Source organism: Streptococcus oralis subsp. oralis, from assembly GCF_002096595.1.
In the GTDB taxonomy this organism is placed as follows: domain Bacteria; phylum Bacillota; class Bacilli; order Lactobacillales; family Streptococcaceae; genus Streptococcus; species Streptococcus oralis_D.
Genome location: NZ_NCUR01000010.1, coordinates 1,018,827 through 1,040,415 on the forward strand (window position 1 = coordinate 1,018,827; position 21,589 = coordinate 1,040,415).

Consider the following 21,589-nt stretch of genomic DNA (forward strand, 5'->3'; position numbering starts at 1 on the left):
TCCAGAATGACAGTTGTCACTCTAGTTTTTTCCTTTCCTATCATTTCAATAGAAGAATCCTCTTCTTACCTTAATTTCTTTTTCAGTAACCAATCCGTATCTACTTTTTGACCAACCATAAAATGATGTTGGCTAAATTTTTCAAAACCATATCGATTATAAAATGCTTGAGCTTTTGTATTATGTTCCCAAACACCTAGCCAAGCCCAGGAAAAACCATTTTTTTCGGCAAGTTCCAGAGCGAATTCAAACAGTTGCTTACCAAGTCCAAATCCTTGGAATTTTTGTAGCACATAGAGGCATTGAATTTCAAAAGCGTTCTCTAATTCTCTCTCAGTTTGAGCATTTCCCCAGTTGACTTTGAGAAAACCAGCTATCTCCTCTTCATGCATAATGAAATAGGTTTCGGAGTCAGGATTTTCCAACTCAGTTGACAAAACTCTCAGACTATAAGCCTCTTCAAAGTATTCCTGTAACTGCTCTTCCGTATTATCATGCGCAAATGTTTCACGAAAGGTTTGTTTGGCAATTTTGGTCAACATCCCAACATCGGCCTTTTCTACTTTTCTAATCATTATTTAAACTGTTCTGAGAAGCGGACATCTCCTTGGTAGAATCCACGGATATCGTTGATTCCGTAACGGAGCATAGCTACACGCTCTTGTCCTAGACCAAACGCAAATCCAGAGTAAACAGTCGCATCGATTCCACTCATCTCAAGGACACGTGGATGAACCATACCGGCACCCATAATTTCAATCCAACCTGTTTTCTTACATACGTTACAGCCTTCTCCACCACACTTGAAGCAGGAAACATCCACCTCAACAGATGGCTCTGTGAATGGGAAATAAGATGGACGCAGACGGATCTGACGCTCTTCACCGAACATCTTTTGAACGATCAATTGAAGCGTTCCTTGCAGGTCTGCCATAGAGATGTTTTTCCCAACAACCAAGCCTTCGATTTGGTGGAACTGGTGACTGTGGGTCGCATCGTCCGTATCACGACGGAATACACGCCCTGGTGAAATCATCTTCAAAGGACCTTTTGAAAAATCATGGGCATCCATGGCACGCGCCTGAACCGGAGACGTGTGAGTACGAAGCAAGATTTCTTCTGTAATGTAGAAAGTATCCTGCATATCGCGGGCTGGGTGATCTTTCGGAAGGTTCATACGTTCAAAGTTATAGTAGTCTTGCTCTACTTCAAAGCCATCCACGACTTGGTAACCCATCCCGATGAAGATATCTTCGATTTCTTCACTAGTTTGAGTGAGAACGTGACGGTGACCAGTCGCAACTGGACGACCTGGAAGGGTCACATCGATGCTCTCGCTAGCAAGTTGTGCTTCAACTTTCTTTTCTTCCAAAAGTTTAGCTGTTTCTTCAAAAGCAGCTGTCAAGACATCACGTGCTTCATTGACGTGTTTCCCGATGATTGGACGCATCTCAGCAGAAACATCTTTCATCCCTTTGAGGATTTCAGTAAGCGAACCCTTTTTCCCTAGGACAGAGACACGCAAGTCTTGCATCTCTTTTTCATTTTCAGCAGTAATCTGCTTCAAGCTAGCCAGCGTTTCCTCACGAAGCGCTTTTAATTGTTCTTCAATAGTTGACATAATTCCTCCATCAGTCTCTCGTAGATAAAAAGAAAACCACATGTCAAAAACTCCACTCGGAGCGTTGACACGCGGTACCATCCGTTTTCATCTGACAAGTCAGACCTTCATTTCTAAATCCATGCGCAAGTGAATTCACCCAGCTTTCATATAGAGAGCTTGCAGTCACGGCTCTCCTCCCTAATATACTTCCCTTGAGTTACTAGTCTTGCGGATTTCTATTCAATTACTACTTAGTTTATCAGATTTTTACCATTCTTGCAAGACCTATCTCACTTCTGCTTGCCTTTAAATCGCCATTGGAAGCGAAGCTTGTCATAGAAAGGAAATTCGATAAACAAGACTCCCAAACCCACACAGAAACTGGCAAGAACATCTGATGGGTAGTGAACTCCCAGATAGACCCGAGATAACAACACACTGACTAGGTAGAAGCCAAGGACGATTTGCACGATTTTTCTCCAGACTGGATCTTTAATTCGTTGACTGAGAATGACAATCAGAGTGCCTACCATCAAAGTTACAGCCAGAGAATGCCCGCTTGGGAAGGAAAATCCCTTCTCCTCTACCAAGTGTAAGATAGCTGGTCGTGGACGCTGGTAAATATTTTTAAAGGTCACGATTAAAAGACTAGCTAAGGCTAGATTGCCCGCCATGAAGTAGCTTTCTATCTTCCACTGCTTACGATAAAAGATAACGGCTGCGATGGCAACCCAGGTGATAATCACTGGGATATCGATCAGGCGTGTGATGGCTCGGAACAGAACTGTCAAATAATCTGGCAAGTCCCCACGAAGAGCAGTCTGAATCGGTTGATCAAAACCGACCAGCGTTTCAGGATAGAACTTAACCATATAGCCAAGAAGGACGAAAAGTAAAAGGGCAAAACTGCCCTTCATTAAAAATGTTTGTTTATCTCTCATAATGTTTTAAGGTTGGTTTCAAGAGGACGTATAACAACCAGAATGAAACGGCAAAGATGATACCTTCAATCAGGTTAAAAGGTAAAACCATAGTCATCAAGTAGTTAGAAAGTCCTATAATTTCTCTAATATCAAAGTTGGCAAACTGCGCGTACAAAGGAACCGCATAGACATAGTTGAGAACCAACATTGCCACAGTCAAACCAATAGTCCCAGCTAGAGAGCCTAGTAGGAAACGAAGGGTTGTTCGTTCCTTTTTCCAAATCATAGCAAATACGATGACAAAAACTCCCAAAGCTATGATATTCATTGGCAAACCAATGTAGGTGTTCACTCCTTGGCTATTCAGAAGCAACTTCAAGAGTGAGCGCATCAAGAGAATTCCTAGAGCAGCTGGCAAATCCATCACCACCAAGCCCACAAGGACTGGCAAGATACTAAACTCAATCTTGAGGAAGGTTGCCGCTGGCAAGAGCGGAAAGTCAAAGTACATCAGCACAAATGAAATGGCTGATAAAATCGCAATGGTCGAAATTCGACGTGTGTTTGTCATAACAGGTTCCTCCAATTTTCTATAAAATCAGAAGAAGTTGGAAAGGATCCCTCTATCTATTCTCACTTTTTATATCCCAAAAGTTCCCTCTCACTCTGTTGAGCAAGCGGTTGCAATTCATCTATAAACTCATCAGAACAGACAAAGCCATTCTCTCGTCTTCTCCCATCCAGACTATACTGTCGGTTGTGGAATCGCACCACATCAGCTTGCGCTCGCGGACTTCTTTAACTAAGATATTTTGGATTAATCTAGGCGTCGCAGTCGAAGATAATACTTGAGTATATCGAGACAAGACAACGAAGAGTAAGCCAGAATAGCTAATTAAAGTCACCGCCGGTCGGGAATCTCACCCAGCCCTGAAGACCCCTTTATCATAACAAAAAACGCTTGCAAGTGCAAGCATTTTGATTATTTCAATTTATCTACTTCATAGGTGTGAACAAGCTCAAGACCAGCAAAATGTTGCTGACGGAGAGCCTCATAGACAATCATACAGACCGTATTGGACACATTGAGGCTGCGAACGTGTTCATCGTTCATAGGAATACGGAGAGCCTTCTCAGGATGGTCTCGCATAAAGTCCTCAGGCAAGCCCTTGTCTTCACGTCCAAAGAGAAAATAATGGTCTTCGTCAGTCGATAAATCCACCTCAGAATACACTTTCTCAGCAAATTTCGAAATCAGATAGACTTGTCCTTTCATCTGAGACATGAAATCTTCCAAGCTGTCATAAAAATAAATCTCAAGCTTATCCCAGTAATCCAAACCAGCCCGCTTCATCTTTCGGTCGTCAATGGGAAAGCCCATTGGTTTAATGATGTGGAGGGGAGAATTGGTCGCAGCGCAAGTACGCGCAATGTTACCTGTATTTTGTGGAATCTGAGGCTCGAATAATACAATGTGATTTGTCATGACGGGTTTCCTTTTATCATTGCAAAAAAATAGCCACACTGCCCGGAGTCAAGCTCAGCAAACAGCGTGGTTAAGGCGTCGTTAACTTACCTCACAACAGGTTTGAAGTAAATCAGCGAAACTACTTCCTTAGTATAACACTTTCAGAATCATTGTCAATAGAAACGACTTGATTTTTTTACTTTTTTTGATGATATTTTCATGTTTGGTCATTCCTTTCTGAAAAGGTATGGTAAAAGAACCAAATTACTTCAAATCAGAGACATTGTTATAGAAGTTAAGCAAATGTATCTTCAAAACTTGAAAAAAGCCTTTCTTCCCTTAAAAATCGCCTTAGCAAGTGCATTTTTTGCTAAAAAAGGGTATGATAGTTACATCATGAAAAAGTAGGTTTTTTATATGAAAATTGTCCTTGTTGGTGGAGGGAAAGTTGGTTTCGCCCTCTGTCGTTCACTGGTTGCAGAAAACCATGACGTTGTCCTTATCGAACAAGATGAGGCTGTCCTCAATCACATTGTCAGTCGCTATGATATCATAGGTCTCCTTGGAAATGGTGCTGACTTTGCCATCTTAGAGCAAGCCGGTGTCCAAGAGTGCGATATCTTTATCGCCCTAACCGAACACGATGAAGTGAATATGATTTCAGCGGTACTTGCTAAAAAAATGGGTGCTAAAGAAACCATCGTTCGGGTGCGAAATCCTGAATACTCTAATACCTATTTTAAAGAGAAAAACATTCTTGGATTTTCACTTATTGTTAATCCAGAGCTCCTGGCAGCGCGTGCGATCTCAAATATCATTGATTTCCCTAATGCCCTCTCTGTCGAACGATTTGCTGGAGGTCGGGTCAGTCTCATGGAATTTGTTGTCAAGGACTCTAGCGGTCTTTGTCAAATGCCAATCTCAGACTTCCGTAAAAAGTTTGGCAATGTCATTGTCTGTGCTATGGAGAGAGATCACCAACTGATGATTCCAAGCGGTGATATTATTATCCAAGACAAGGATAGGATTTTTGTTACGGGAAATCGTGTAGATATGATGCTTTTCCATAACTATTTTAAATCTCGTGCAGTGAAAAGCTTACTTATCGTTGGAGCTGGAAAGATCGCTTATTATCTGCTTGGCATTTTAAAAGACAGTCGCATTGATACCAAGGTCATCGAGATTAATCCTGAAAGAGCTCGTTTCTTCAGCGAAAAGTTCCCCAATCTCTATATTGTCCAAGGAGATGGAACTGCAAAAGACATTTTGCTGGAAGAAAGTGCTCCCCACTATGATGCAGTCGCAACCTTGACTGGAGTTGATGAGGAAAATATCATCACTTCTATGTTTCTTGACCGTGTTGGCGTCCATAAGAATATCACCAAGGTCAACCGAACAAGCCTTCTAGAGATTATCCACGCACCTGATTTTTCAAGTATCATCACACCAAAAAGCATCGCAGTAGATACCATTATGCACTTTATCCGTGGTCGAGTAAACGCTCAGTACTCAGACCTTCAAGCCATGCACCATCTAGCAAACGGTCAAATTGAAACTCTCCAATTCCAAATCAAGGAAGCTAATAAAATGACTGCCAAACCTCTATCACAGTTGAAATTGAAAAAAGAGGTTCTCATCGCAGCAATTATCCGAAAAGGAAAAACAATCTTCCCTACTGGAGAGGATATGCTTGAGGTGGGAGACAAGTTGCTCGTGACGACCTTATTGCCAAACATCACCAAAATTTATGATTTGATCGAGAGGTAAAAAATGAATAAAAGTATGATTCGTTACCTCCTATCAAAACTTCTCTTGATTGAGGCTGTTCTTCTCCTAGTCCCTGTTAGTGTAGCAATCTATTACCAAGAATCCAGTCAAGTATTTATCGCTCTCTTTTCTACGATTGGAATTTTAGTCCTTCTTGGTGGTCTAGGTGTTTTACGGAAACCGAAAAATCAACGGATTTATGCCAAGGAAGGAGTCTTAATTGTTGCCCTCTGTTGGATTCTATGGTCTTTCTTTGGTGGCCTCCCCTTTGTCTTTTCAGGACAAATCCCCAGCATCATCGATGCCTTCTTTGAAATCAGTTCTGGATTTACGACGACTGGTGCTACTATCCTAACAGATGTTTCCGTTCTCACTCGTTCCCTCCTCTTCTGGAGAAGTTTCACCCACTTGATTGGAGGGATGGGGGTACTCGTCTTTGCACTTGCCATTATGGACAATGCCAAGAATAGCCACTTGGAAGTGATGAAGGCTGAGGTCCCTGGACCTGTCTTTGGCAAGGTCGTATCCAAGCTAAAAAACACTGCCCAGATTCTCTATCTGCTTTATCTGGCTCTCTTCTCCCTTTTTGTGGTTATCTACTACCTAGCAGGCATGCCTCTCTATGATAGTTTTGTCATCGCTATGGGAACAGCGGGAACTGGGGGCTTTACCGTCTATAACGACGGAATTGCCCACTACGGTAGCTCACTCATCACCTATCTCGTTAGTATCGGAGTTCTGGTTTTTGGGGTTAACTTCAATCTCTACTACTACCTCATGCTCCGTCGGGTTAAGGCCTTCTTTGGAGATGAAGAACTACGAGCATATATAATCATTGTCCTAGTTTCTACTGGCTTGATTACGCTTAATACGCTCCACCTCTACCAAGGGGGTTCTAAAAGTGTTGAAATGGCCTTCTTTCAGGTTTCCAATATCATCACGACAACAGGTTTTGGATACGGAGATATTACCAACTGGCCCCTTTTCTCCCAGTTTATCCTCCTCTTCCTCATGGCGATCGGTGGCTCAGCTGGGTCAACTGCAGGTGGTCTTAAGGTGATCAGAGGACTCATCCTCTCTAAAATCGCAAAAAATCAGATTTTGTCCACCTTATCCCCTCACCGTGTTTTGACTCTACACGTCAATAAAACCGTGATTGATAAGGATACCCAGCACAAGATTCTTAAATATTTTTCCATCTATATGATGATTATTCTTTCTCTCATCTTTATCGTCAGTCTTGATAGCAATGATTTTCTAGTCGTGACCAGTGCTGTCTTCAGCTGTTTTAACAATATCGGACCTATTCTAGGTACAACCTCGAGTTTTGCCATCTTTAGTCCCATCTCTAAAATCCTACTCTCCTTTGCAATGATTGCAGGTCGTTTAGAGATATACCCAATTTTGCTACTCTTTATGAAACGTACCTGGTCTAAACGCTAATGATAATACAATTCCCCTTTTACAAGCTAGTAGAAGGGGAATTTTTCTATTAAAAATGAGAAGACCTTTCGGTCCTCTCTTAGTCTGTTTATTTTTTAAGAGCTTCTTTGTATCGAGCAACTTCTGCTTGGTTAGCCCAAACGTAGTGACCTGGACGAATTTCTACCATAGATGGCTTGTCTGTCTCATAGTCATGTTGGTCAGGATCGTAAACTTTCAAGACCTTCTTGCGTTCCAAGATTGGATCTGGAATCGGTACAGCAGATAGAAGCGCTTGAGTGTATGGGTGGACAGGATTGTTAAACAACTCCTCTGTCTCCGCCACTTCGACAATAACTCCCTTATAGATAACAGCGATACGATCTGAGATAAAGCGAACAACTGACAAGTCATGGGCGATAAAGAGATAAGTCAAGCCCAACTCTTTTTGGAACTTCTTGAGCAAGTTCAAGACTTGCGCACGCACTGATACATCCAAGGCTGAAATTGGCTCATCCGCAATAACGAAATCAGGTTCCATCACAAGGGCACGGGCAATCCCGATACGCTGGCGTTGACCACCAGAAAACTCGTGTGGATAGCGGGTCAAGTGTTCTTTCAAAAGTCCAACTTCATGAATCATCTTTTGAACTTTTTCTTTTCGATCTTCTTCGTCTTTGAATAAATGATAGTTGTAAAGACCTTCAGAGATGATATAGTCAACTGTCGCACGCTCATTCAAGCTAGCTGCAGGGTCCTGGAAAATCATCTGGATACGACGAATCAAGTCTGATGATTCCTTATGAGATTTTTTCCCATTAATTTTATGACCATCAAAGATGATTTCACCTTTACTAGTATTATTTAGACCAATAATGGCACGACCAATGGTTGTTTTCCCACTACCAGACTCACCAACAAGAGAGAAAGTTTCTCCCTTGTTGATAAAGAAGTTGGCGTTTTTAACCGCAACAAACTTCTTACTTCCTTCACCGAAGGAAATTTCTAAATCTTTAATTTCTACTAATTTTTCAGACATTTCCTTCCTCCTAGTCTTCTAGATGAGCAAAGCCCATTTTATCACGAATCTTGTCATGCAAATCTGCAATGACTCCAGGTTTTTCAACTTTAGGAGCATTCTCATGAAGCAACCAAGTCTTAGCCCAGTGGGTATCAGTGACTGAAAACTGAGGCGCTTTCTCTTCAAAATCAATTTGCATCGCATAATCTGAACGAAGGGCAAAGGCATCACCTTTCAACTCAGTATAAAGAGACGGTGGTGTTCCTGGGATAGAGTACAATTCCCCTTTATCATCAGCAAGCTGTGGCAAGCTAGACAAGAGACTCCAAGTATATGGATGACGTGGGTCGTAGAAAACTTCCTCAACAGTTCCGTATTCTACAATTTCACCAGCATACATAACCGCTACCTTATCCGCAATACTTGCTACCACACCAAGGTCATGGGTGATAAAGATAATGGTAAAGTGGTACTCATTTTGCAAGGTTTTAAGCAAATCAATGATTTGCGCTTGAATGGTTACATCAAGGGCCGTTGTTGGCTCATCACAGATCAAGATATCTGGACGACAGGCAAGGGCAATCGCGATAACGATACGTTGGCGCATCCCTCCAGAATATTGGAAAGGATACTCTTCAAAACGTTTTTCAGCATCTGGGATTCCGACCTTGTTCATATAGTCGATTGCCATCTCTTTGGCTTCCTTAGCTGTTTTCCCTTGGTGTTTAATGATAACTTCAGTGATTTGGCTACCGATTGTATTGATTGGGTCCAAACTTGTCATAGGGTCTTGGAAGATAGTCGCAATTTTAGCACCACGAATCTTCTCCCATTCCTTGTTAGAAGTAAGAGCGGTCAAGTCTTGTCCACGATAGTCGATGCTTCCTTGGGCAATACGTCCATTGTCTTCTAACATCCCTGTAAAGGTTTTTGTTAAAACAGATTTACCAGAACCGGACTCACCTACCAAGGCAAGAACTTCTCCTTCAATCAGGTCCAGAGAAACCCCTCGGATAGCCGTCAGAACTTTGTCACGAACGTCAAATTCCACGACAATATCACGAGCAGTCAAAATTACATTACTTTCTTTTGTCATGTCTACTCCTATCTATGTGTACGTGGATCACTAGCATCCGCTAGGTTTTGACCAACAACGAAAAGAGATAGGGATACCAAGATCAAGGTTGTCAACGGAATCCAGAATAAGTAAGCGTTGGTCGTAACGTTTTGTGAGTAATCTGAGATCAAACGTCCCAAACTTGGCACTGTTACAGGCAATCCCAATCCAAAGAAGGAAAGGAAGGCTTCATAAGAGATAAAACTTGGCAACATCAAGGTCATTGTAGAAACAATAACAGATACCAATTGCGGCATGATGTTTTTAACAATGATTTTAAAGGTTGGTGTTCCAAGTGTTTGAGAAGCAAGGTTGTATTCCAAGTCACGGTAACGCATGATTTGGATACGAATCATATAAGCAATCCCAATCCAAGTTGTCACACTCATGGCAAAAATCAAATTCCAGAAACCAGCACCAATTGAGTAAGTCAAGACAATGACAATCAAGAGAGATGGAATGTTTGAAATAATGTTATAAACTTCCATCATGACGCGGTCAACGGATTTTGAAATTCCCCAGATTCCACCAACAATAACCCCAATTACAAGGTTGATAAAAGTTGCAATTACAGAGATGAGGATAGAGTTACGCGCACCAAACCAAACCCCATCAAACAAGGATTTACCATTACTATCTGTACCAAACCAATGTTCAGCATTGGGTTTGATAAAACGAGCAGAAAAGTCATTGACCTTACTTACATCGTTGAAGTCAAAATCTGAGAACATTGGGTAAATAAAGCTCATCAAGATAATGGCAACCAAAATCCCCAACATAATGACTGTTGATTTTTTCTTTAGAAATTGTCTAAATACAGAACCCCAGTATGAATAGGCAGGAGCATCAATTGTTTCAGAGGCAAAATCGTCACGTTTTACGAACTGAAATTTTTCTTTATCGATTGTTGACATTATTTGCCTCCTTTCTCTGTCAATTTAATACGTGGGTCAAGCATGGTCATCCAGATGTCTCCTACAAAGAGTGAGAAGATAGAAATACATGTGAAGATGAAGACAAGACCAACTACCATTGAGTTGTTTGATGCCTTAACAGAGTCAATCAACATTTTACCCATACCTGGGAAAGCGAAGACTGTTTCTGTCAATGTTGCACCACCAATAACTCCGATTACGGCACCAGGAATACCTGAAACCAAAGGAACCATGGCATTTTTAAAGATGTGTTTATTTGAAATTTCTTTTTCAGACAAACCTTTGGCACGAGCAAAACGTACAAAGTCCTGAGATTGCAAGTCGATCATGTAACGACGAATCCAGATAGCTGTACTTGGCGCACCCAACAAACCTAGAATGACTGCTGGTAAGACATAAGAACGCCAATCTCCAGCCCCCAAGATAGGGAATGAGTCAGGCAGACCAATAGATGAGCCAATCAAACGCACGATATAAACCAAGGCAATCGTTGGAAGGGCAAGCAAGAAGGTTAGAGCACCTGTCGAGAAGCTGTCAATCCAAGTATTCTTGTGGCGAGCCATAGCAGATCCAAGTGGAATCGCAATCGCATACGAAATAATCAAACCAATCAAACCAGCGACCGCTGAGCTTGCGATCATTGAAGGATATTGATAATTGCTTTCTGTAGCTGTATATGGATCGTCTTTACCATAGTTGGCTACTTCACGCGCGTCTGCTTGACTTGGAGATTTGTAGGTACGAGAGTAAATATCTACAGATGAAGTCTTCTTACCTGTAGGGAATTGAACTTCTGATGTCTTAGTTTGTCCCTGACCTTGTGTGATAACTTGAAGCACTGGTGTGTTTGCATAAGTTGGGTAAGAATCTCCCAAGTTAATGTTCACAAAGTTTTGGTGTACAAATGGGAATTGATTGTTGAAATACAAAAGGTATTTATGTTTTGTACCTGAACCAACCAATGACCAACCGATAGCAGGGTCATTTTCAAAACGAAGATAACGTTGCAAGTTTGGATTTTCAGGGTCTTGAATCTTGTTTGGATGATCAATATCAATCAAGTTCGAATAGAATTTGAAAACACGTTCAAAAATCGGAATTTCACGCGTAGCATAGAATTGACCACTTTCTGAGAACACACCGAGTGTCCAACCATTTCCTAGTTGGTTGATGTATTTTTCGTAGATTGCCTTATTGGTATCATTGGCATCCACTGTTACAGACGAGTCCATTGAGCTCGCTCTTTCTTGCAACTCTTTGGTATCGTAGTACTCGATATAGCCCATCCGTTCATAAACGGTATTTTCATAATTATCCCGCTTGTCCGGCGTCGTTGCAATCTTGTTATAGTTGGTATCCTGCTTGAAAATCAATTTTCGAGGAACCATCGTATAAATAATTGTGTAAGTCAAAGTTGTCACCAAGAAAATAGACAACAATGAACGTAATACACGCATAAAAATATATTTCTTCATATCGTTTCCTTTTAAAATCCCAAAAGAACCTTCTCCTCATGGAGAGAAAGTTCTCTTGAGAGTTATTTATTTAACGTGATTAGCCAATTCTTTTTGAACTTTTTCGTTTGATTCTTTTTTCTCTTTGAGCCATTTTTCACGAGCTTGTTCATAGTCAGCTTTTGTTACAACCTTATCTTGTAACTGAATATACTTGAAGTATACGTCTGATCCCTTATCTCCAGATTGGCTGTATGATGCTGTGAATGGTACAACACGAGAAATGATTGGGGCAGCACCGCTACTAGACATAGCAGGAATAAAGAGAGAACTATCTGTCAACCAAGCTTGAGCAGCCGCGTATTTTTCATAACGAACATTCAAGTCGTTGGTTTCCTTAGCAGCTTCATCAACTAACTTATCGTATTCTTTCAAACCAACTTGAGCTGCTGCAGCGTTATCTGCACCTTCATAACCCATGTATGTTTTTGTTTGTTCAGCATTCGTTGTTTTCAAGATATCAAGGTAAGTTGATGGATCTTCATAGTCTGGGTTCCATCCAACAGCACCTGAGAGATCCCAATCTTCTGCCGCAGCGCTTGCTGCATAGTATGTAATATTCTGTAGTTCATCTGTAGTGATTTGTTGGATATCGATGACTACGTTTTCTTCTCCAAGTACTGTCTCAACGGATTGTTTGAAGGATTGAATACGTGCGATATAGTTTTTAGATGTTTGGTCTACTGGGATATCCAAGTGGATAGGGAATTTCACACCTTCTGCTTCCAATGCTGTTTTAGCTTTCGCAAATTCTGCTTTGGCTTTATCGGCGTTGAAAAGTCCATCTTGACCATCCGCAAAGTTTACGTTCTTCCACTCATCACCGTAAGCAGCCATCTTTTCAGTTACCAAGTCACCGAAAGTTTTTTCGCCTGCAGAGACAAAGTCTGGTTTCACAAAGAGGTTACGAACTGCAAGAGGAGCACCTTCCTTACCATTAATTTGTGCTGAGTAAGAAGTACGGTCAAAGGCAAAGTTCAAAGCCTGACGGAAGTCCTTGTTAAGAAGGGCTTTCTTAGTAGAAGTCTTCTCTTCATCAGTTGTCTTAGAAGTGTATTTGTAACCTTGACGGTCAATATTTACACCCAAACCACCAATACCTGGACCTGATGGAGTGTAGTAGATATTGTCTTTATATGTTTCTTCTACCTTAGAGTAGTTTGAACTTGTTGGGAAGAGACGGGCATAGCTATAAGCCCCACTTGTAAAGTTACGTTCAATTGATTCTTGATCAGAACCATCATAGTAAGCAAGTGTTACTTTATCAAGATGAACATTGTCTTTGTCCCAATAGTTTTCATTCTTCACAAATTCGATAGATGACTTAGCAGTCAAACCTCTCAGCAAGAATGGTCCATTGTAAAGCAATGATGTAGGGTCAGTTGCTTTACCAAAATCAGATCCTTTTGATTTTTCAAATTCTTCGTTCAATGGCCAGAAGATTGAGTAGGCTAGCTTAGAGTTCCAGTATGGTTCTGGTTTGTTCAAAGTGTATTCAAGGGTATAATCATCAACTGCTTTTACACCGACTGAAGCAAAATCTTTATTGTTTCCAGCTATATAGTCAGCTAGACCTTTAACTGAATCTTCTGCTAGATACTTAGCTGCTGATTTATTGTCAGCTGCGTGTTTCAAACCATTTACAAAGTCTTTAGCTGTCACTTCAGCATACTCTTCGCCATCAGATGTCATCCATTTGACACCTTTACGAATCTTGTAGGTGTAAGTCAAACCATCTTTTGAAACTGACCAGTCTTCTGCAACTGCAGGAACTAAATTCCCATACTTGTCGTTTGTGAAAAGACCGTCGATACCATTTGAAGTGGCGACCTTAGTACTTTGTTTCCCTGAAATGAGGTAATCCAACGTTTCTGGGTCAGCTGTATAAACATAGCCATAATTTTTTGGCGCTGTTGAATCAGATGATTTTGAAGAACCGCAAGCAGCTAGTACTCCTGCTGCTAATAAAGCAACACCTGCTGCAACAAATACTCTACTTTTTTTCATGTTTTTAACTCCTCTTGAAAAATTTAGGCTTACTGGAAATTATAACATATATCTTTTAAAAAGTAAACGAATTTTCAGAATATTTAGGCGCATTTCCTCAAAAAACTTCTATTTGTCAAAATTTCTACATTCTTTGTTTGTTTTAGCAAGAAATACTTTCTAGTCCGACCCTCTTTAGAACGGGATTTTTACAAGCTTTTTCTCACTTCTTCGATCATCATCTGTTTTCTTAAATTGGATTTTAGAATAAGAAACTATTGACGGGAAATGATTTTCAAGGTATAATAATAAACGTTGAGGCGGTATAGCCAAGTGGTAAGGCACGGCTCTGCAAAAGCTTGATCGTCGGTTCAAATCCGTCTACCGCCTTTCAGTACCTGAATTAACAGGAATTAACCAAATGAAAAGCTCGTAAAACCGGGCTTTTTTATTATTCCTAATAAGTGGGGATAACTGAACCTACCATCTAGATTTACAAAAAGCAGTGACTCAAGTCACTGCTTTATTCTGTTTCTTCTTCGGGTTCTAGTTCTGTGATTTGAACTTTTACCTTGGTAACACGTCCATTTTTCACCTTATCGTTGGTCAGGACGATTTGCTTGTTTTGACTGACCAGTTGGTAACTAATTTTCTCAGTTGTTGGAATCGTACCAACACCCGTCAAATAATAACCGGCGATGGTATCCACATCATCGCTTTCTAGTTCGACACCAAAGTAGTTATTGAAGTCGTTAAGATTCATAGTTCCTTGTGCAATATAGGTGTCCTCACCGATTTGATGGACTTCGATTTCTGCTCGGTCTGTCTCGTCGTCGATTTCTCCGACAATCTCCTCCAGCAGGTCTTCCAGTGTGACCAGTCCAGCCATACCACCATATTCATCGAGCAAAATGGCCATTTGTCTTTGGGTATTTCGCAATTCTTTTAGCAAGTCATCCACAAAAATAGTTTCAGGAACAAAGAGTGGATCTTGTAAGATCTTCTTCCAGACAATATTTTCAAAGCCATCTGCATAGGCAGCGTTTAGCAAACGCTTGGTATGAATCAAACCAATCACATTGTCCTTATCCCCATCATAAACAGGAATACGTGAGAAATTTTGCTTTAGAATACTTTGGATAATGGTTTGACTATCATCCTGAATATCCACCATAAAGGCATCTGTCCGAGGAACCATGACTTCTCTCGCCATCAGCTCATCTAGAGAGAAGATCCCTTGTAACATCTCGATTTCGTCTGCATCCAAAGTTTCCTCACTTTTGGTCAACATGTACTCAATTTCATCTCGAGTCATTTTTTCATCCGCATCATCAAAGGTCATTGGCGTTAAACGACTCAAGAGATTGGTTGAAGCAGATAACAACCAGACAAAGGGACTGACAATCTTCCCAAGCCCAATGATAATCGGAACAGAGCGAATGGCTAAGGCATCTTTTAGATTAAGGGCAATCCGTTTAGGATAGAGTTCACCAAATACAATAGAGATGTAGGTCAAGAATGCCAAAGAGAGGAAACTTGCAATGGCATAAGCTGTTTCTCCATTCCCCATCCAAGAGGCAATTACTTGTCCAAGTGTATCTGCCAATTTTGCCCCTGACAAGATCGTGATCAAGGTGATACCGACTTGAATGGTTGATAAAAAGTGATTAGGGTTTTCAAGTACCTTTAACAAACGAACGTAACGTTTGTCTCCCTCTTCTGCTTTTTGCTCCACTCGGGAACGGTTTAGTGACACCATTGCCATTTCAGTGGCTGAGAAAAAAGCATTTAACAGGGTCAAGATAAATAACAATACAAACTGTAGCAACAAATTCTGACTGCTCGGGTCTTCCATAGTCCTTCTCCTAAAATAGTATCTTGTGTTCCATTATATCATAAAATCGATCAGGATTCACATTATTTTTCATTTAAACAATAGCTCCCCTGCCTATAGAAGACAAAGGAGCTATTTTTATTGTATCTATTGTTTCTAATCCGTTACTGTTACTTGCCCTGTTCGGTAATCAAGCTGGATTCCCTTTTGAACATTGGGGATTAGGACATTGAATTCCAATTCGCCATCTGAAGACTTGGCTTCGATTTGTGAAGCGGATGGAACTAGGTCCTCATTTGTCGCATAGTGGAGCGTCACGCGATAACGGACCCTCTTATTTTGGTCCAAGGCTTTTCTGACCAAACTCTCATAGTAGTTCTGACCTGTCGAATCCTCAGCCTGAGCTTGATTGGCCCAAGCTGTCTGGACTGCAATGTTCTTGGGATTGCTGGTAGAGGCATCAAAACCGTCCAAACCACCTATCAAGGCATAACCCAGCAGGTGTCCTCTATCGACTGCATGTGTATAGGCTCCCTTTAGATTCTTGACCTGATGCCATCCTGGTGGCGTCCAGGAGGTTGAGCCGTTGCCTGTTTCTTCACGATTTTTATACTGCCGAGTCGCTTTGGATAAGATGGCATTGGCAACAGTTGGAACCGTTTCTTTTCCCACTGTCTTTGTTTTATTATCCGCATAGGGTTTACTAGAAACCTTGGCATCTAGATTGGTTTTATTGCCATTGACAATAAAGGCTCCTGCCCCATTCCACTCAAGATCACCCTTGATTTGGTTTTTGATTGACTCAGTTAAGACACTTTCAGCTAGCTCCTGACTGGGAGCTTCTGAAGCTTGTTTTTTCTGACTAACCTTGGTTCTAGGGGTGTTTGGCGCTGTCTGCATCTGCTTGATATAGTAGCTTCCAGCAGCCAAGAGTAAGAATATAAGTAACCCTATCAGAGCTTGTCTTGTTTTTTTGTCCATTTTTCTCCTTATTTCTTTAGAAAAAGACTGGTCTCCCAGTCTAATTTCCTGTAAATTTGCTAATCAATTCCTGCCACTTTGCTGGAGACAAGATAGCCCATGGATCCTGTCCCTTTCCTAGGATACCATAGCCAACCATCAAGCCGATTCCTAAAGCCAGAAAGCCTAGCAATAGTACGATAAAAATCAACAGTAAACGACGGAGTACATAGCGTAAGTTTTTATTCTTCTTCATCATTTGCCTCGATTCGCTGAATCTTCGCTCCTAGCTGAGCCAATTTCTCATGGAAACGGTAGTAACCTCTATCAAGGTGGACTAATTTACCAACAACTGTTTCTCCCTGCGCCACCAGACCTGTCAAAATCAAGGCAGCACTGGCACGAAGGTCCGTTGATAGAACTTCTGCACCCTGTAAAGCCTGTCCCCCAACAATACGAGCTGTGTCACGGATAATCTCTGAGTGCAAGCCCATACGGCGCATTTCCTCCAAGTGTTGGAAGCGATTCTCAAACACTGTTTCCACCATGGTGGATTCCCCTTTTGCGACTGTCATCAGAGCTGTAAATTGTGCCTGCATATCTGTTGGAAATCCTGGGTGTGGTAAAGTTTTTACATGAACAGCCTTGAGATTTTCAAGTTGAGAACGAACACGGATGCCTTCTGATTCCTCTGTCACTTCAACACCCATTTCAAGGAGTTTTGAAATCAAGGGGCGATTGTGTTCCCAGACTGCATCACGAACGAGAACATCGCCACCTGTCATAGCTGCCGCTACCATAAAGGTTCCAGCTTCGATACGGTCCTGTACCACATTATGAGTCGTACCATGGAGTTCCTCGACACCAGTTACTGTGATTGTTTCAGTACCAGCTCCCTTAACCTTGGCTCCCATTTCATTAAGGAGAATAGCAAGGTCAACAATTTCCGGCTCACGCGCAGCATTTTCAATGACCGTTACACCATCAGCTAGAGTCGCTGCCATCATCAGGTTTTGTGTTGCACCGACACTAGGAAAGTCCATGTAGATATGAGCGCCATGCAGGCGTTCTGCCTTAGCTTCAATGTAACCAGCTGTCTGGGTGATCTTTGCCCCCATAGCTTCCAAACCTTTGAGGTGGAGGTCGATTGGACGACTCCCGATGGTACATCCCCCTGGCATAGAAACTTTGGCATGTCCTACACGAGCAAGGATTGGCCCCAAGACAACGATGGATGCACGCATCTTGCTGACATACTTGTATGGAGCTTCCTCAGTGATATCACCAGTCGCATCAACCTCGACAACATGTGCTTCCTCATCAAAGTCCACCTTGGCATTCAGACCACGAACTACTTGATTCATGGTGAAAACATCTGACAAGATTGGGACGTTCTGCAAGACTGTCTTACCCTTGCTTGCTAGAATAGTCGCCGCCAACAAGGGCAAGACTGCATTCTTTGCTCCCTCGATCGTCACACTCCCGACCAGACGATTATCTCCGCCTTGAACCACAATTTTTTCCATAGTTGTTTCCTTTACTTTTGATTTTATAATAGTCCTCTAAGTGCTTCTTGCCACAGTTGGTACAAACTGATAAAGAATGAACTCAAGATGTAGCCCATCACAATACTAAAGAAGCCTACCAACAAACGAACCTTTTTTGTGTTAGTAGCGGTCACTTTTAAAACCTTTTCCCATCTCACAAGATCCTTCAAAAGGTAAAAACTCAAATAAATAAAGAGTATATGACTACTTAGAGTGAATAATAATTGAACCATTTGACTATTATACCATCTTATCCGCTTGCGCGCTAGTTTTCGATTTTTCTACGAATTAGGGATTGTTTTTAAGGTAATCAATTGCATCCTGTAAGGTCTTAACCGGAACGATTTTCATCTCTGTTTTGATCGTTTTAGCAGCTTCTAGGGCTGTTTCATAGTTGCTTTTCGCATTGGGATCTGCTTTTTTTGCTTCCTCAGTGACTGGATTGTCAGGGGCAAAAAAGATGTTGGCTCCCTGACGAGAGGCTGCAACTACTTTTTTATCAATTCCACCGATGTCGCCAACATTTCCATCGCGATCAATGGTTCCCGTTCCCGCAACGATGCGGCCATTACGAAGTCCTGGATCTGCTATCTGGGTGTAAATAGCTAGACTAAACATAAGACCAGCACTTGGCCCGCCGATACCAGCTGTTGAAAAGCGAATGGGAACGTCACTGGTCACTTCTGTACGGTCAATCAAGCCAATCCCAATCCCGTTTTTTCCGTTTTCGAGAGTGATAATTTTACCTTCTGCAGACTTGACTTTTCCGTCTTCTTCATAGGTTACCTTGACCGTGTCCCCTAATTGTTGAGAGTTGACATAGTCGACCAAGTCTTTTGAACTATCAAATGTTTTGTCATTAACAGCCGTCACGGTATCTGCGATGTTCAGAATGCCCTTAAAAGTTGAATTGTCCGTCACGGTCAAGACATAAACTCCCAGATACTTGAGTTCGATATCCTTTCCAGCCGTCTTCAATCCTTGATACTTGGCCATGTTTTGAGAAGTTTGCATATAGAACTGATTGATCCGCATAAACTCTGCATCAGTAGAGCCACCCGTAGTCTCCTTGGCACTTCTAATATCCGTGAAAGGTGTTAACCAAGCATAGACAAGATGCGACAGAGTTGCATGTCGAATGCCGACTGTTACAAACTGGTAAGCTCCTGCTTCTGTGTCTTCTGTTTCATTGACTTTCAAAACGCGACGAATATCTTCCGCTCCACCTGGAACTTCTATGTAGTATGGTAAAGGTATTACAAAGGCTAAAAAAGTCAATACTAGTGCTAGGATGACATATAAGGGCCATCTAGTTTTTTTCTTCATGTTCTAATTCCTCCACAACACTGTTTGGGACATATTGCTGAATCTCCTGACCAAACTTCAGAAGTTCTCTCATGGCTGAAGAGCTAATATAAAGATGCTCTGGGCGACTATATAGGTAAATGGTTTCGATTTCTGGAGCCAGTTGATGATTGTAGTAATCAAAACTAGACTCGTATTGCAAGTCGGTGGCATTCCGCAAGCCACGGACAAGGGTTTTGGCTCCCAGTCTCCTTGCAACTTCGACTACCAATTCATCATGAGAAGCCAGCACCTCTACATTATCTAAATGCGCCACCGCTTTTTTGACTGCCCGTTTGCGATTTTCAACGGGGAGAAAGCCTTGTTTGTGGGGATTGTAGAACACCCCGACATAAAGCTTATCAAAGAGTTTGCTGGCGCGTTCAATGATATCCAAATGTCCATTTGTCATCGGATCAAATGATCCTGTAAATAATCCAATTTTATCTGACATAAACTGTCACCTTACTAATCCCATATATTTTTTCCTTCCAGATGCCTAAGCAGGCGATTTCTTCTGGGAGTTCTACAGACTTATCGGTTTCGCAGACAACCATGACCTCTTGGGAGAAAAGGTTTCTTTCTGCCATTTTTTCGATATCTGCAACGATTTGTTCCTTGGCATAGGGAGGGTCTAAAAAGACCAGATCAAATGTCCCTCCGACTTGCTCTAGAGCACGATCAGCTTCCATTTTTACGAGCTGAAATTTAGAAACTTCCTTGGTCATTTGGATATTTTCAGCGATGATAGCTTGTGCCTTTCGATCCCGTTCCACTAAGACAGCATGGGACATCCCACGCGAGACTGCCTCAATGGATAAACCACCACTGCCAGCATAGAGATCCAAGACACGACCACCCTCAAAATAGGGACCTATCATGTTAAAGATAGCTCCACGCACCTTATCCGATGTCGGCCTCGTCGTCTTGCCTTCTAGCGTCTTGAGGGGTCGCCCCCCGTAGATTCCTGATACGATTTTCATACCGTTTATTATACCAAATTATAGGCAAAAAGAGAAAGAAAACCGAACCTTGCGGTTCGATTCTCTACAAAATATTTTCGTACGTATCGCGAACTTCTTGAGGCCAAACACTGGTCTGGACCTCTCCGATGTGTTTCTTACGAAGAAGGAACATGGCCATCCGAGACTGTCCAATCCCCCCACCGATTGTCAATGGGAAAAGACCGTTGAGCAGTGCCTTATGCCATTCCAACTCCAGACGATTTTCGTCTCCTGTAAGAGCCACTTGGCGACGAAGTGTATCTTCATCTACCCGAATCCCCATCGACGAAAGCTCAAAGGCACAGCCAAGAGATTCGTTCCAAACTAGAATATCCCCATTTAACCCTTTGTAGCCATTTTCAGACTCTGTTGTCCAGTCATCATAGTCAGGTGCACGGCCGTCATGAGGTTTTCCGTCAGGCAACTCGCCACCAATACCAATCAAGAAGACAGCACCGAACTCTTTACAGATTGCATTTTCACGCTCTTTCGGTGTTAGGTCTGGATAGCGTTCTACCAACTCTTCTGTATGGATAAAGGTGATTTGTTTTGGCAAGATGGATTCGATATCGTAGCGGGCCTCTACGGCTAGCTCTGTTAGACGAATAGCCTTGTAAATCTTCTCAACGGTTTCTTTGAGATAAGCGATATTGCGTTGACCATTTGGGATAACCTTCTCCCAGTCCCACTGGTCCACATAAACTGAATGGGTCGCGTCAAGCGAATCTTCGTCCGGACGAAGGGCTTTCATATGAACAAACAGACCTTCACCTTCACCGAAACCAAAACGAGCCAAGGTGTGGCGTTTCCATTTGGCAAGTGAGTGAACGACTTCATAGGTTTCATCTGGAATCTGCAAGACCTTGACGGATACTGGATTTTCGACACCTGACAGGTTGTCCTGCATCCCATCCCCGACCTTGCTCAAGATAGGACCTTGAACTTCGACAACTTCTAACTTATCTTTCAAATACTGGGTAAAAGTGTTCTTCACAAAGGAAATTTCTTCTTGTTGATGAATAAAACTTTTCTTCATAAACAGCTCCTCAAAAATTAGTTAAAAGCATTATACACCTATTTCCAAGAAAAGAAAAGAGTAAATAAGAAAAAGTCAGTGCTCTTTTGAACACTGACTCTGTCATTC

General features: G+C 41.9%; 21 protein-coding genes, 1 tRNA gene and 1 riboswitch. Of the genes, 3 read left to right on the forward strand and 19 right to left on the reverse strand.

Annotated elements, in window-relative coordinates; genetic code table 11:
* Positions 1-65: 65 nt before the first annotated feature.
* From B7714_RS09345 to B7714_RS09365, 5 genes are all read right to left on the reverse strand, one after another.
* Complete coding sequence (locus tag B7714_RS09345) at positions 66-575, reverse strand: GNAT family N-acetyltransferase (protein WP_084860331.1); 510 nt, start codon at positions 573-575, stop codon at positions 66-68.
* Positions 575-1,621, reverse strand: coding sequence for a phenylalanine--tRNA ligase subunit alpha (gene pheS / locus B7714_RS09350; RefSeq protein WP_008289063.1), 1,047 nt, complete (start codon positions 1,619-1,621; stop codon positions 575-577). Before pheS ends, B7714_RS09345 begins: the two co-directional genes overlap by 1 nt.
* A 272-nt stretch (positions 1,622-1,893) precedes the next feature.
* Positions 1,894-2,544: a phosphatase PAP2 family protein gene (locus tag B7714_RS09355; protein WP_084860332.1), complete on the reverse strand. Its 651-nt coding sequence runs from the start codon at positions 2,542-2,544 to the stop codon at positions 1,894-1,896.
* Entirely contained in the window at positions 2,534-3,097 is a 564-nt protein-coding gene (locus tag B7714_RS09360; protein ID WP_084860333.1) for an ECF transporter S component, read from the reverse strand. Before B7714_RS09360 ends, B7714_RS09355 begins: the two co-directional genes overlap by 11 nt.
* A 153-nt stretch (positions 3,098-3,250) precedes the next feature.
* A riboswitch (FMN riboswitch) is annotated at positions 3,251-3,468 on the reverse strand.
* Between the two features lie 40 nt (positions 3,469-3,508).
* A complete protein-coding gene (locus B7714_RS09365; protein WP_000181371.1) occupies positions 3,509-4,012 on the reverse strand; it encodes a tRNA (cytidine(34)-2'-O)-methyltransferase in 504 nt (167 codons plus the stop codon).
* A 399-nt stretch (positions 4,013-4,411) separates the two neighbouring features.
* Here B7714_RS09365 and trkA point away from each other — a divergent pair, with 399 nt between their 5' ends.
* Together trkA and B7714_RS09380 are read left to right on the forward strand one after the other, a co-directional pair.
* Positions 4,412-5,761: a Trk system potassium transporter TrkA gene (gene trkA / locus B7714_RS09375; RefSeq protein ID WP_084860334.1), complete on the forward strand. Its 1,350-nt coding sequence runs from the start codon at positions 4,412-4,414 to the stop codon at positions 5,759-5,761.
* Between the two features lie 3 nt (positions 5,762-5,764).
* Positions 5,765-7,204: a TrkH family potassium uptake protein gene (locus tag B7714_RS09380; RefSeq protein ID WP_084860335.1), complete on the forward strand. Its 1,440-nt coding sequence runs from the start codon at positions 5,765-5,767 to the stop codon at positions 7,202-7,204.
* Positions 7,205-7,292: 88 nt separating this feature from the next.
* On the opposite strand, the gene B7714_RS09385 is transcribed toward B7714_RS09380, so the two are convergent.
* The 5 genes from B7714_RS09385 to B7714_RS09405 all read right to left on the reverse strand — a co-directional run bounded on the left by B7714_RS09385 (position 7,293) and on the right by B7714_RS09405 (position 13,777).
* The gene (locus tag B7714_RS09385) at positions 7,293-8,222 is read right to left on the reverse strand and encodes an ATP-binding cassette domain-containing protein (protein ID WP_001291311.1); all 930 of its coding nucleotides are present in this window, start codon (positions 8,220-8,222) and stop codon (positions 7,293-7,295) included.
* A gap of 10 nt (positions 8,223-8,232) precedes the next feature.
* A complete protein-coding gene (locus B7714_RS09390) occupies positions 8,233-9,300 on the reverse strand; it encodes an ABC transporter ATP-binding protein (protein WP_084860336.1) in 1,068 nt (355 codons plus the stop codon).
* 8 nt (positions 9,301-9,308) lie between these two features.
* A complete protein-coding gene (gene oppC / locus B7714_RS09395; RefSeq protein WP_007522372.1) occupies positions 9,309-10,235 on the reverse strand; it encodes an oligopeptide ABC transporter permease OppC in 927 nt (308 codons plus the stop codon).
* Complete coding sequence (locus tag B7714_RS09400; RefSeq protein ID WP_084860337.1) at positions 10,235-11,731, reverse strand: ABC transporter permease; 1,497 nt, start codon at positions 11,729-11,731, stop codon at positions 10,235-10,237. The genes oppC and B7714_RS09400 overlap by 1 nt, the downstream gene beginning before the upstream one ends.
* Before the next feature lie 66 nt (positions 11,732-11,797).
* Positions 11,798-13,777 (reverse strand): peptide ABC transporter substrate-binding protein, encoded by a 1,980-nt coding sequence (locus tag B7714_RS09405; protein ID WP_049550070.1) that lies wholly within the window; start codon positions 13,775-13,777, stop codon positions 11,798-11,800.
* A 298-nt stretch (positions 13,778-14,075) separates the two neighbouring features.
* Between B7714_RS09405 and B7714_RS09410 the strand changes: the two genes are divergently transcribed.
* Positions 14,076-14,146 (forward strand) — tRNA-Cys (locus B7714_RS09410).
* Between the two features lie 133 nt (positions 14,147-14,279).
* Here the strand turns inward: B7714_RS09410 and B7714_RS09415 are convergent.
* The 9 genes from B7714_RS09415 to asnA all read right to left on the reverse strand — a co-directional run bounded on the left by B7714_RS09415 (position 14,280) and on the right by asnA (position 21,481).
* Complete coding sequence (locus B7714_RS09415) at positions 14,280-15,611, reverse strand: hemolysin family protein (protein ID WP_084860338.1); 1,332 nt, start codon at positions 15,609-15,611, stop codon at positions 14,280-14,282.
* A gap of 135 nt (positions 15,612-15,746) precedes the next feature.
* On the reverse strand, positions 15,747-16,571 hold the full coding sequence (locus tag B7714_RS09420) for a DNA/RNA non-specific endonuclease (RefSeq protein ID WP_084860340.1): 825 nt from the start codon (positions 16,569-16,571) through the stop codon (positions 15,747-15,749).
* Positions 16,572-16,611: 40 nt separating this feature from the next.
* Positions 16,612-16,806 carry a DNA-directed RNA polymerase subunit beta gene (locus B7714_RS09425; RefSeq protein WP_000739701.1) on the reverse strand — a complete coding sequence of 65 codons (195 nt, stop codon included), beginning with the start codon at positions 16,804-16,806 and terminating at the stop codon, positions 16,612-16,614.
* On the reverse strand, positions 16,793-18,076 hold the full coding sequence (gene murA, locus B7714_RS09430; protein ID WP_000411918.1) for a UDP-N-acetylglucosamine 1-carboxyvinyltransferase: 1,284 nt from the start codon (positions 18,074-18,076) through the stop codon (positions 16,793-16,795). Before murA ends, B7714_RS09425 begins: the two co-directional genes overlap by 14 nt.
* A gap of 23 nt (positions 18,077-18,099) precedes the next feature.
* Positions 18,100-18,330 (reverse strand): DUF1146 family protein, encoded by a 231-nt coding sequence (locus B7714_RS09435; RefSeq protein ID WP_002892633.1) that lies wholly within the window; start codon positions 18,328-18,330, stop codon positions 18,100-18,102.
* Positions 18,331-18,385: 55 nt separating this feature from the next.
* Positions 18,386-19,423, reverse strand: coding sequence for a SepM family pheromone-processing serine protease (locus B7714_RS09440; RefSeq protein ID WP_084860341.1), 1,038 nt, complete (start codon positions 19,421-19,423; stop codon positions 18,386-18,388).
* Complete coding sequence (gene coaD / locus B7714_RS09445) at positions 19,407-19,895, reverse strand: pantetheine-phosphate adenylyltransferase (protein WP_084860342.1); 489 nt, start codon at positions 19,893-19,895, stop codon at positions 19,407-19,409. The genes B7714_RS09440 and coaD overlap by 17 nt, the downstream gene beginning before the upstream one ends.
* Entirely contained in the window at positions 19,885-20,424 is a 540-nt protein-coding gene (rsmD, locus tag B7714_RS09450) for a 16S rRNA (guanine(966)-N(2))-methyltransferase RsmD (RefSeq protein WP_084860343.1), read from the reverse strand. Before rsmD ends, coaD begins: the two co-directional genes overlap by 11 nt.
* 64 nt (positions 20,425-20,488) lie before the next feature.
* On the reverse strand, positions 20,489-21,481 hold the full coding sequence (gene asnA, locus B7714_RS09455; RefSeq protein WP_084860344.1) for an aspartate--ammonia ligase: 993 nt from the start codon (positions 21,479-21,481) through the stop codon (positions 20,489-20,491).
* Positions 21,482-21,589 lie beyond the last annotated feature (108 nt).

What these genes read in the sequence shown, in the direction of transcription:
- B7714_RS09345 (WP_084860331.1), bottom strand. Translation starts at nt 575, where the DNA reads ATGATTAGAAAAGTAGAAAAGGCCGATGTTGGGATGTTGACCAAAATT.
- pheS (WP_008289063.1), bottom strand. Translation starts at nt 1,621, where the DNA reads ATGTCAACTATTGAAGAACAATTAAAAGCGCTTCGTGAGGAAACGCTG.
- B7714_RS09355 (WP_084860332.1), bottom strand. Translation starts at nt 2,544, where the DNA reads ATGAGAGATAAACAAACATTTTTAATGAAGGGCAGTTTTGCCCTTTTA.
- B7714_RS09360 (WP_084860333.1), bottom strand. Translation starts at nt 3,097, where the DNA reads ATGACAAACACACGTCGAATTTCGACCATTGCGATTTTATCAGCCATT.
- B7714_RS09365 (WP_000181371.1), bottom strand. Translation starts at nt 4,012, where the DNA reads ATGACAAATCACATTGTATTATTCGAGCCTCAGATTCCACAAAATACA.
- trkA (WP_084860334.1), top strand. Translation starts at nt 4,412, where the DNA reads ATGAAAATTGTCCTTGTTGGTGGAGGGAAAGTTGGTTTCGCCCTCTGT.
- B7714_RS09380 (WP_084860335.1), top strand. Translation starts at nt 5,765, where the DNA reads ATGAATAAAAGTATGATTCGTTACCTCCTATCAAAACTTCTCTTGATT.
- B7714_RS09385 (WP_001291311.1), bottom strand. Translation starts at nt 8,222, where the DNA reads ATGTCTGAAAAATTAGTAGAAATTAAAGATTTAGAAATTTCCTTCGGT.
- B7714_RS09390 (WP_084860336.1), bottom strand. Translation starts at nt 9,300, where the DNA reads ATGACAAAAGAAAGTAATGTAATTTTGACTGCTCGTGATATTGTCGTG.
- oppC (WP_007522372.1), bottom strand. Translation starts at nt 10,235, where the DNA reads ATGTCAACAATCGATAAAGAAAAATTTCAGTTCGTAAAACGTGACGAT.
- B7714_RS09400 (WP_084860337.1), bottom strand. Translation starts at nt 11,731, where the DNA reads ATGAAGAAATATATTTTTATGCGTGTATTACGTTCATTGTTGTCTATT.
- B7714_RS09405 (WP_049550070.1), bottom strand. Translation starts at nt 13,777, where the DNA reads ATGAAAAAAAGTAGAGTATTTGTTGCAGCAGGTGTTGCTTTATTAGCA.
- B7714_RS09415 (WP_084860338.1), bottom strand. Translation starts at nt 15,611, where the DNA reads ATGGAAGACCCGAGCAGTCAGAATTTGTTGCTACAGTTTGTATTGTTA.
- B7714_RS09420 (WP_084860340.1), bottom strand. Translation starts at nt 16,571, where the DNA reads ATGGACAAAAAAACAAGACAAGCTCTGATAGGGTTACTTATATTCTTA.
- B7714_RS09425 (WP_000739701.1), bottom strand. Translation starts at nt 16,806, where the DNA reads ATGAAGAAGAATAAAAACTTACGCTATGTACTCCGTCGTTTACTGTTG.
- murA (WP_000411918.1), bottom strand. Translation starts at nt 18,076, where the DNA reads ATGGAAAAAATTGTGGTTCAAGGCGGAGATAATCGTCTGGTCGGGAGT.
- B7714_RS09435 (WP_002892633.1), bottom strand. Translation starts at nt 18,330, where the DNA reads ATGGTTCAATTATTATTCACTCTAAGTAGTCATATACTCTTTATTTAT.
- B7714_RS09440 (WP_084860341.1), bottom strand. Translation starts at nt 19,423, where the DNA reads ATGAAGAAAAAAACTAGATGGCCCTTATATGTCATCCTAGCACTAGTA.
- coaD (WP_084860342.1), bottom strand. Translation starts at nt 19,895, where the DNA reads ATGTCAGATAAAATTGGATTATTTACAGGATCATTTGATCCGATGACA.
- rsmD (WP_084860343.1), bottom strand. Translation starts at nt 20,424, where the DNA reads ATGAAAATCGTATCAGGAATCTACGGGGGGCGACCCCTCAAGACGCTA.
- asnA (WP_084860344.1), bottom strand. Translation starts at nt 21,481, where the DNA reads ATGAAGAAAAGTTTTATTCATCAACAAGAAGAAATTTCCTTTGTGAAG.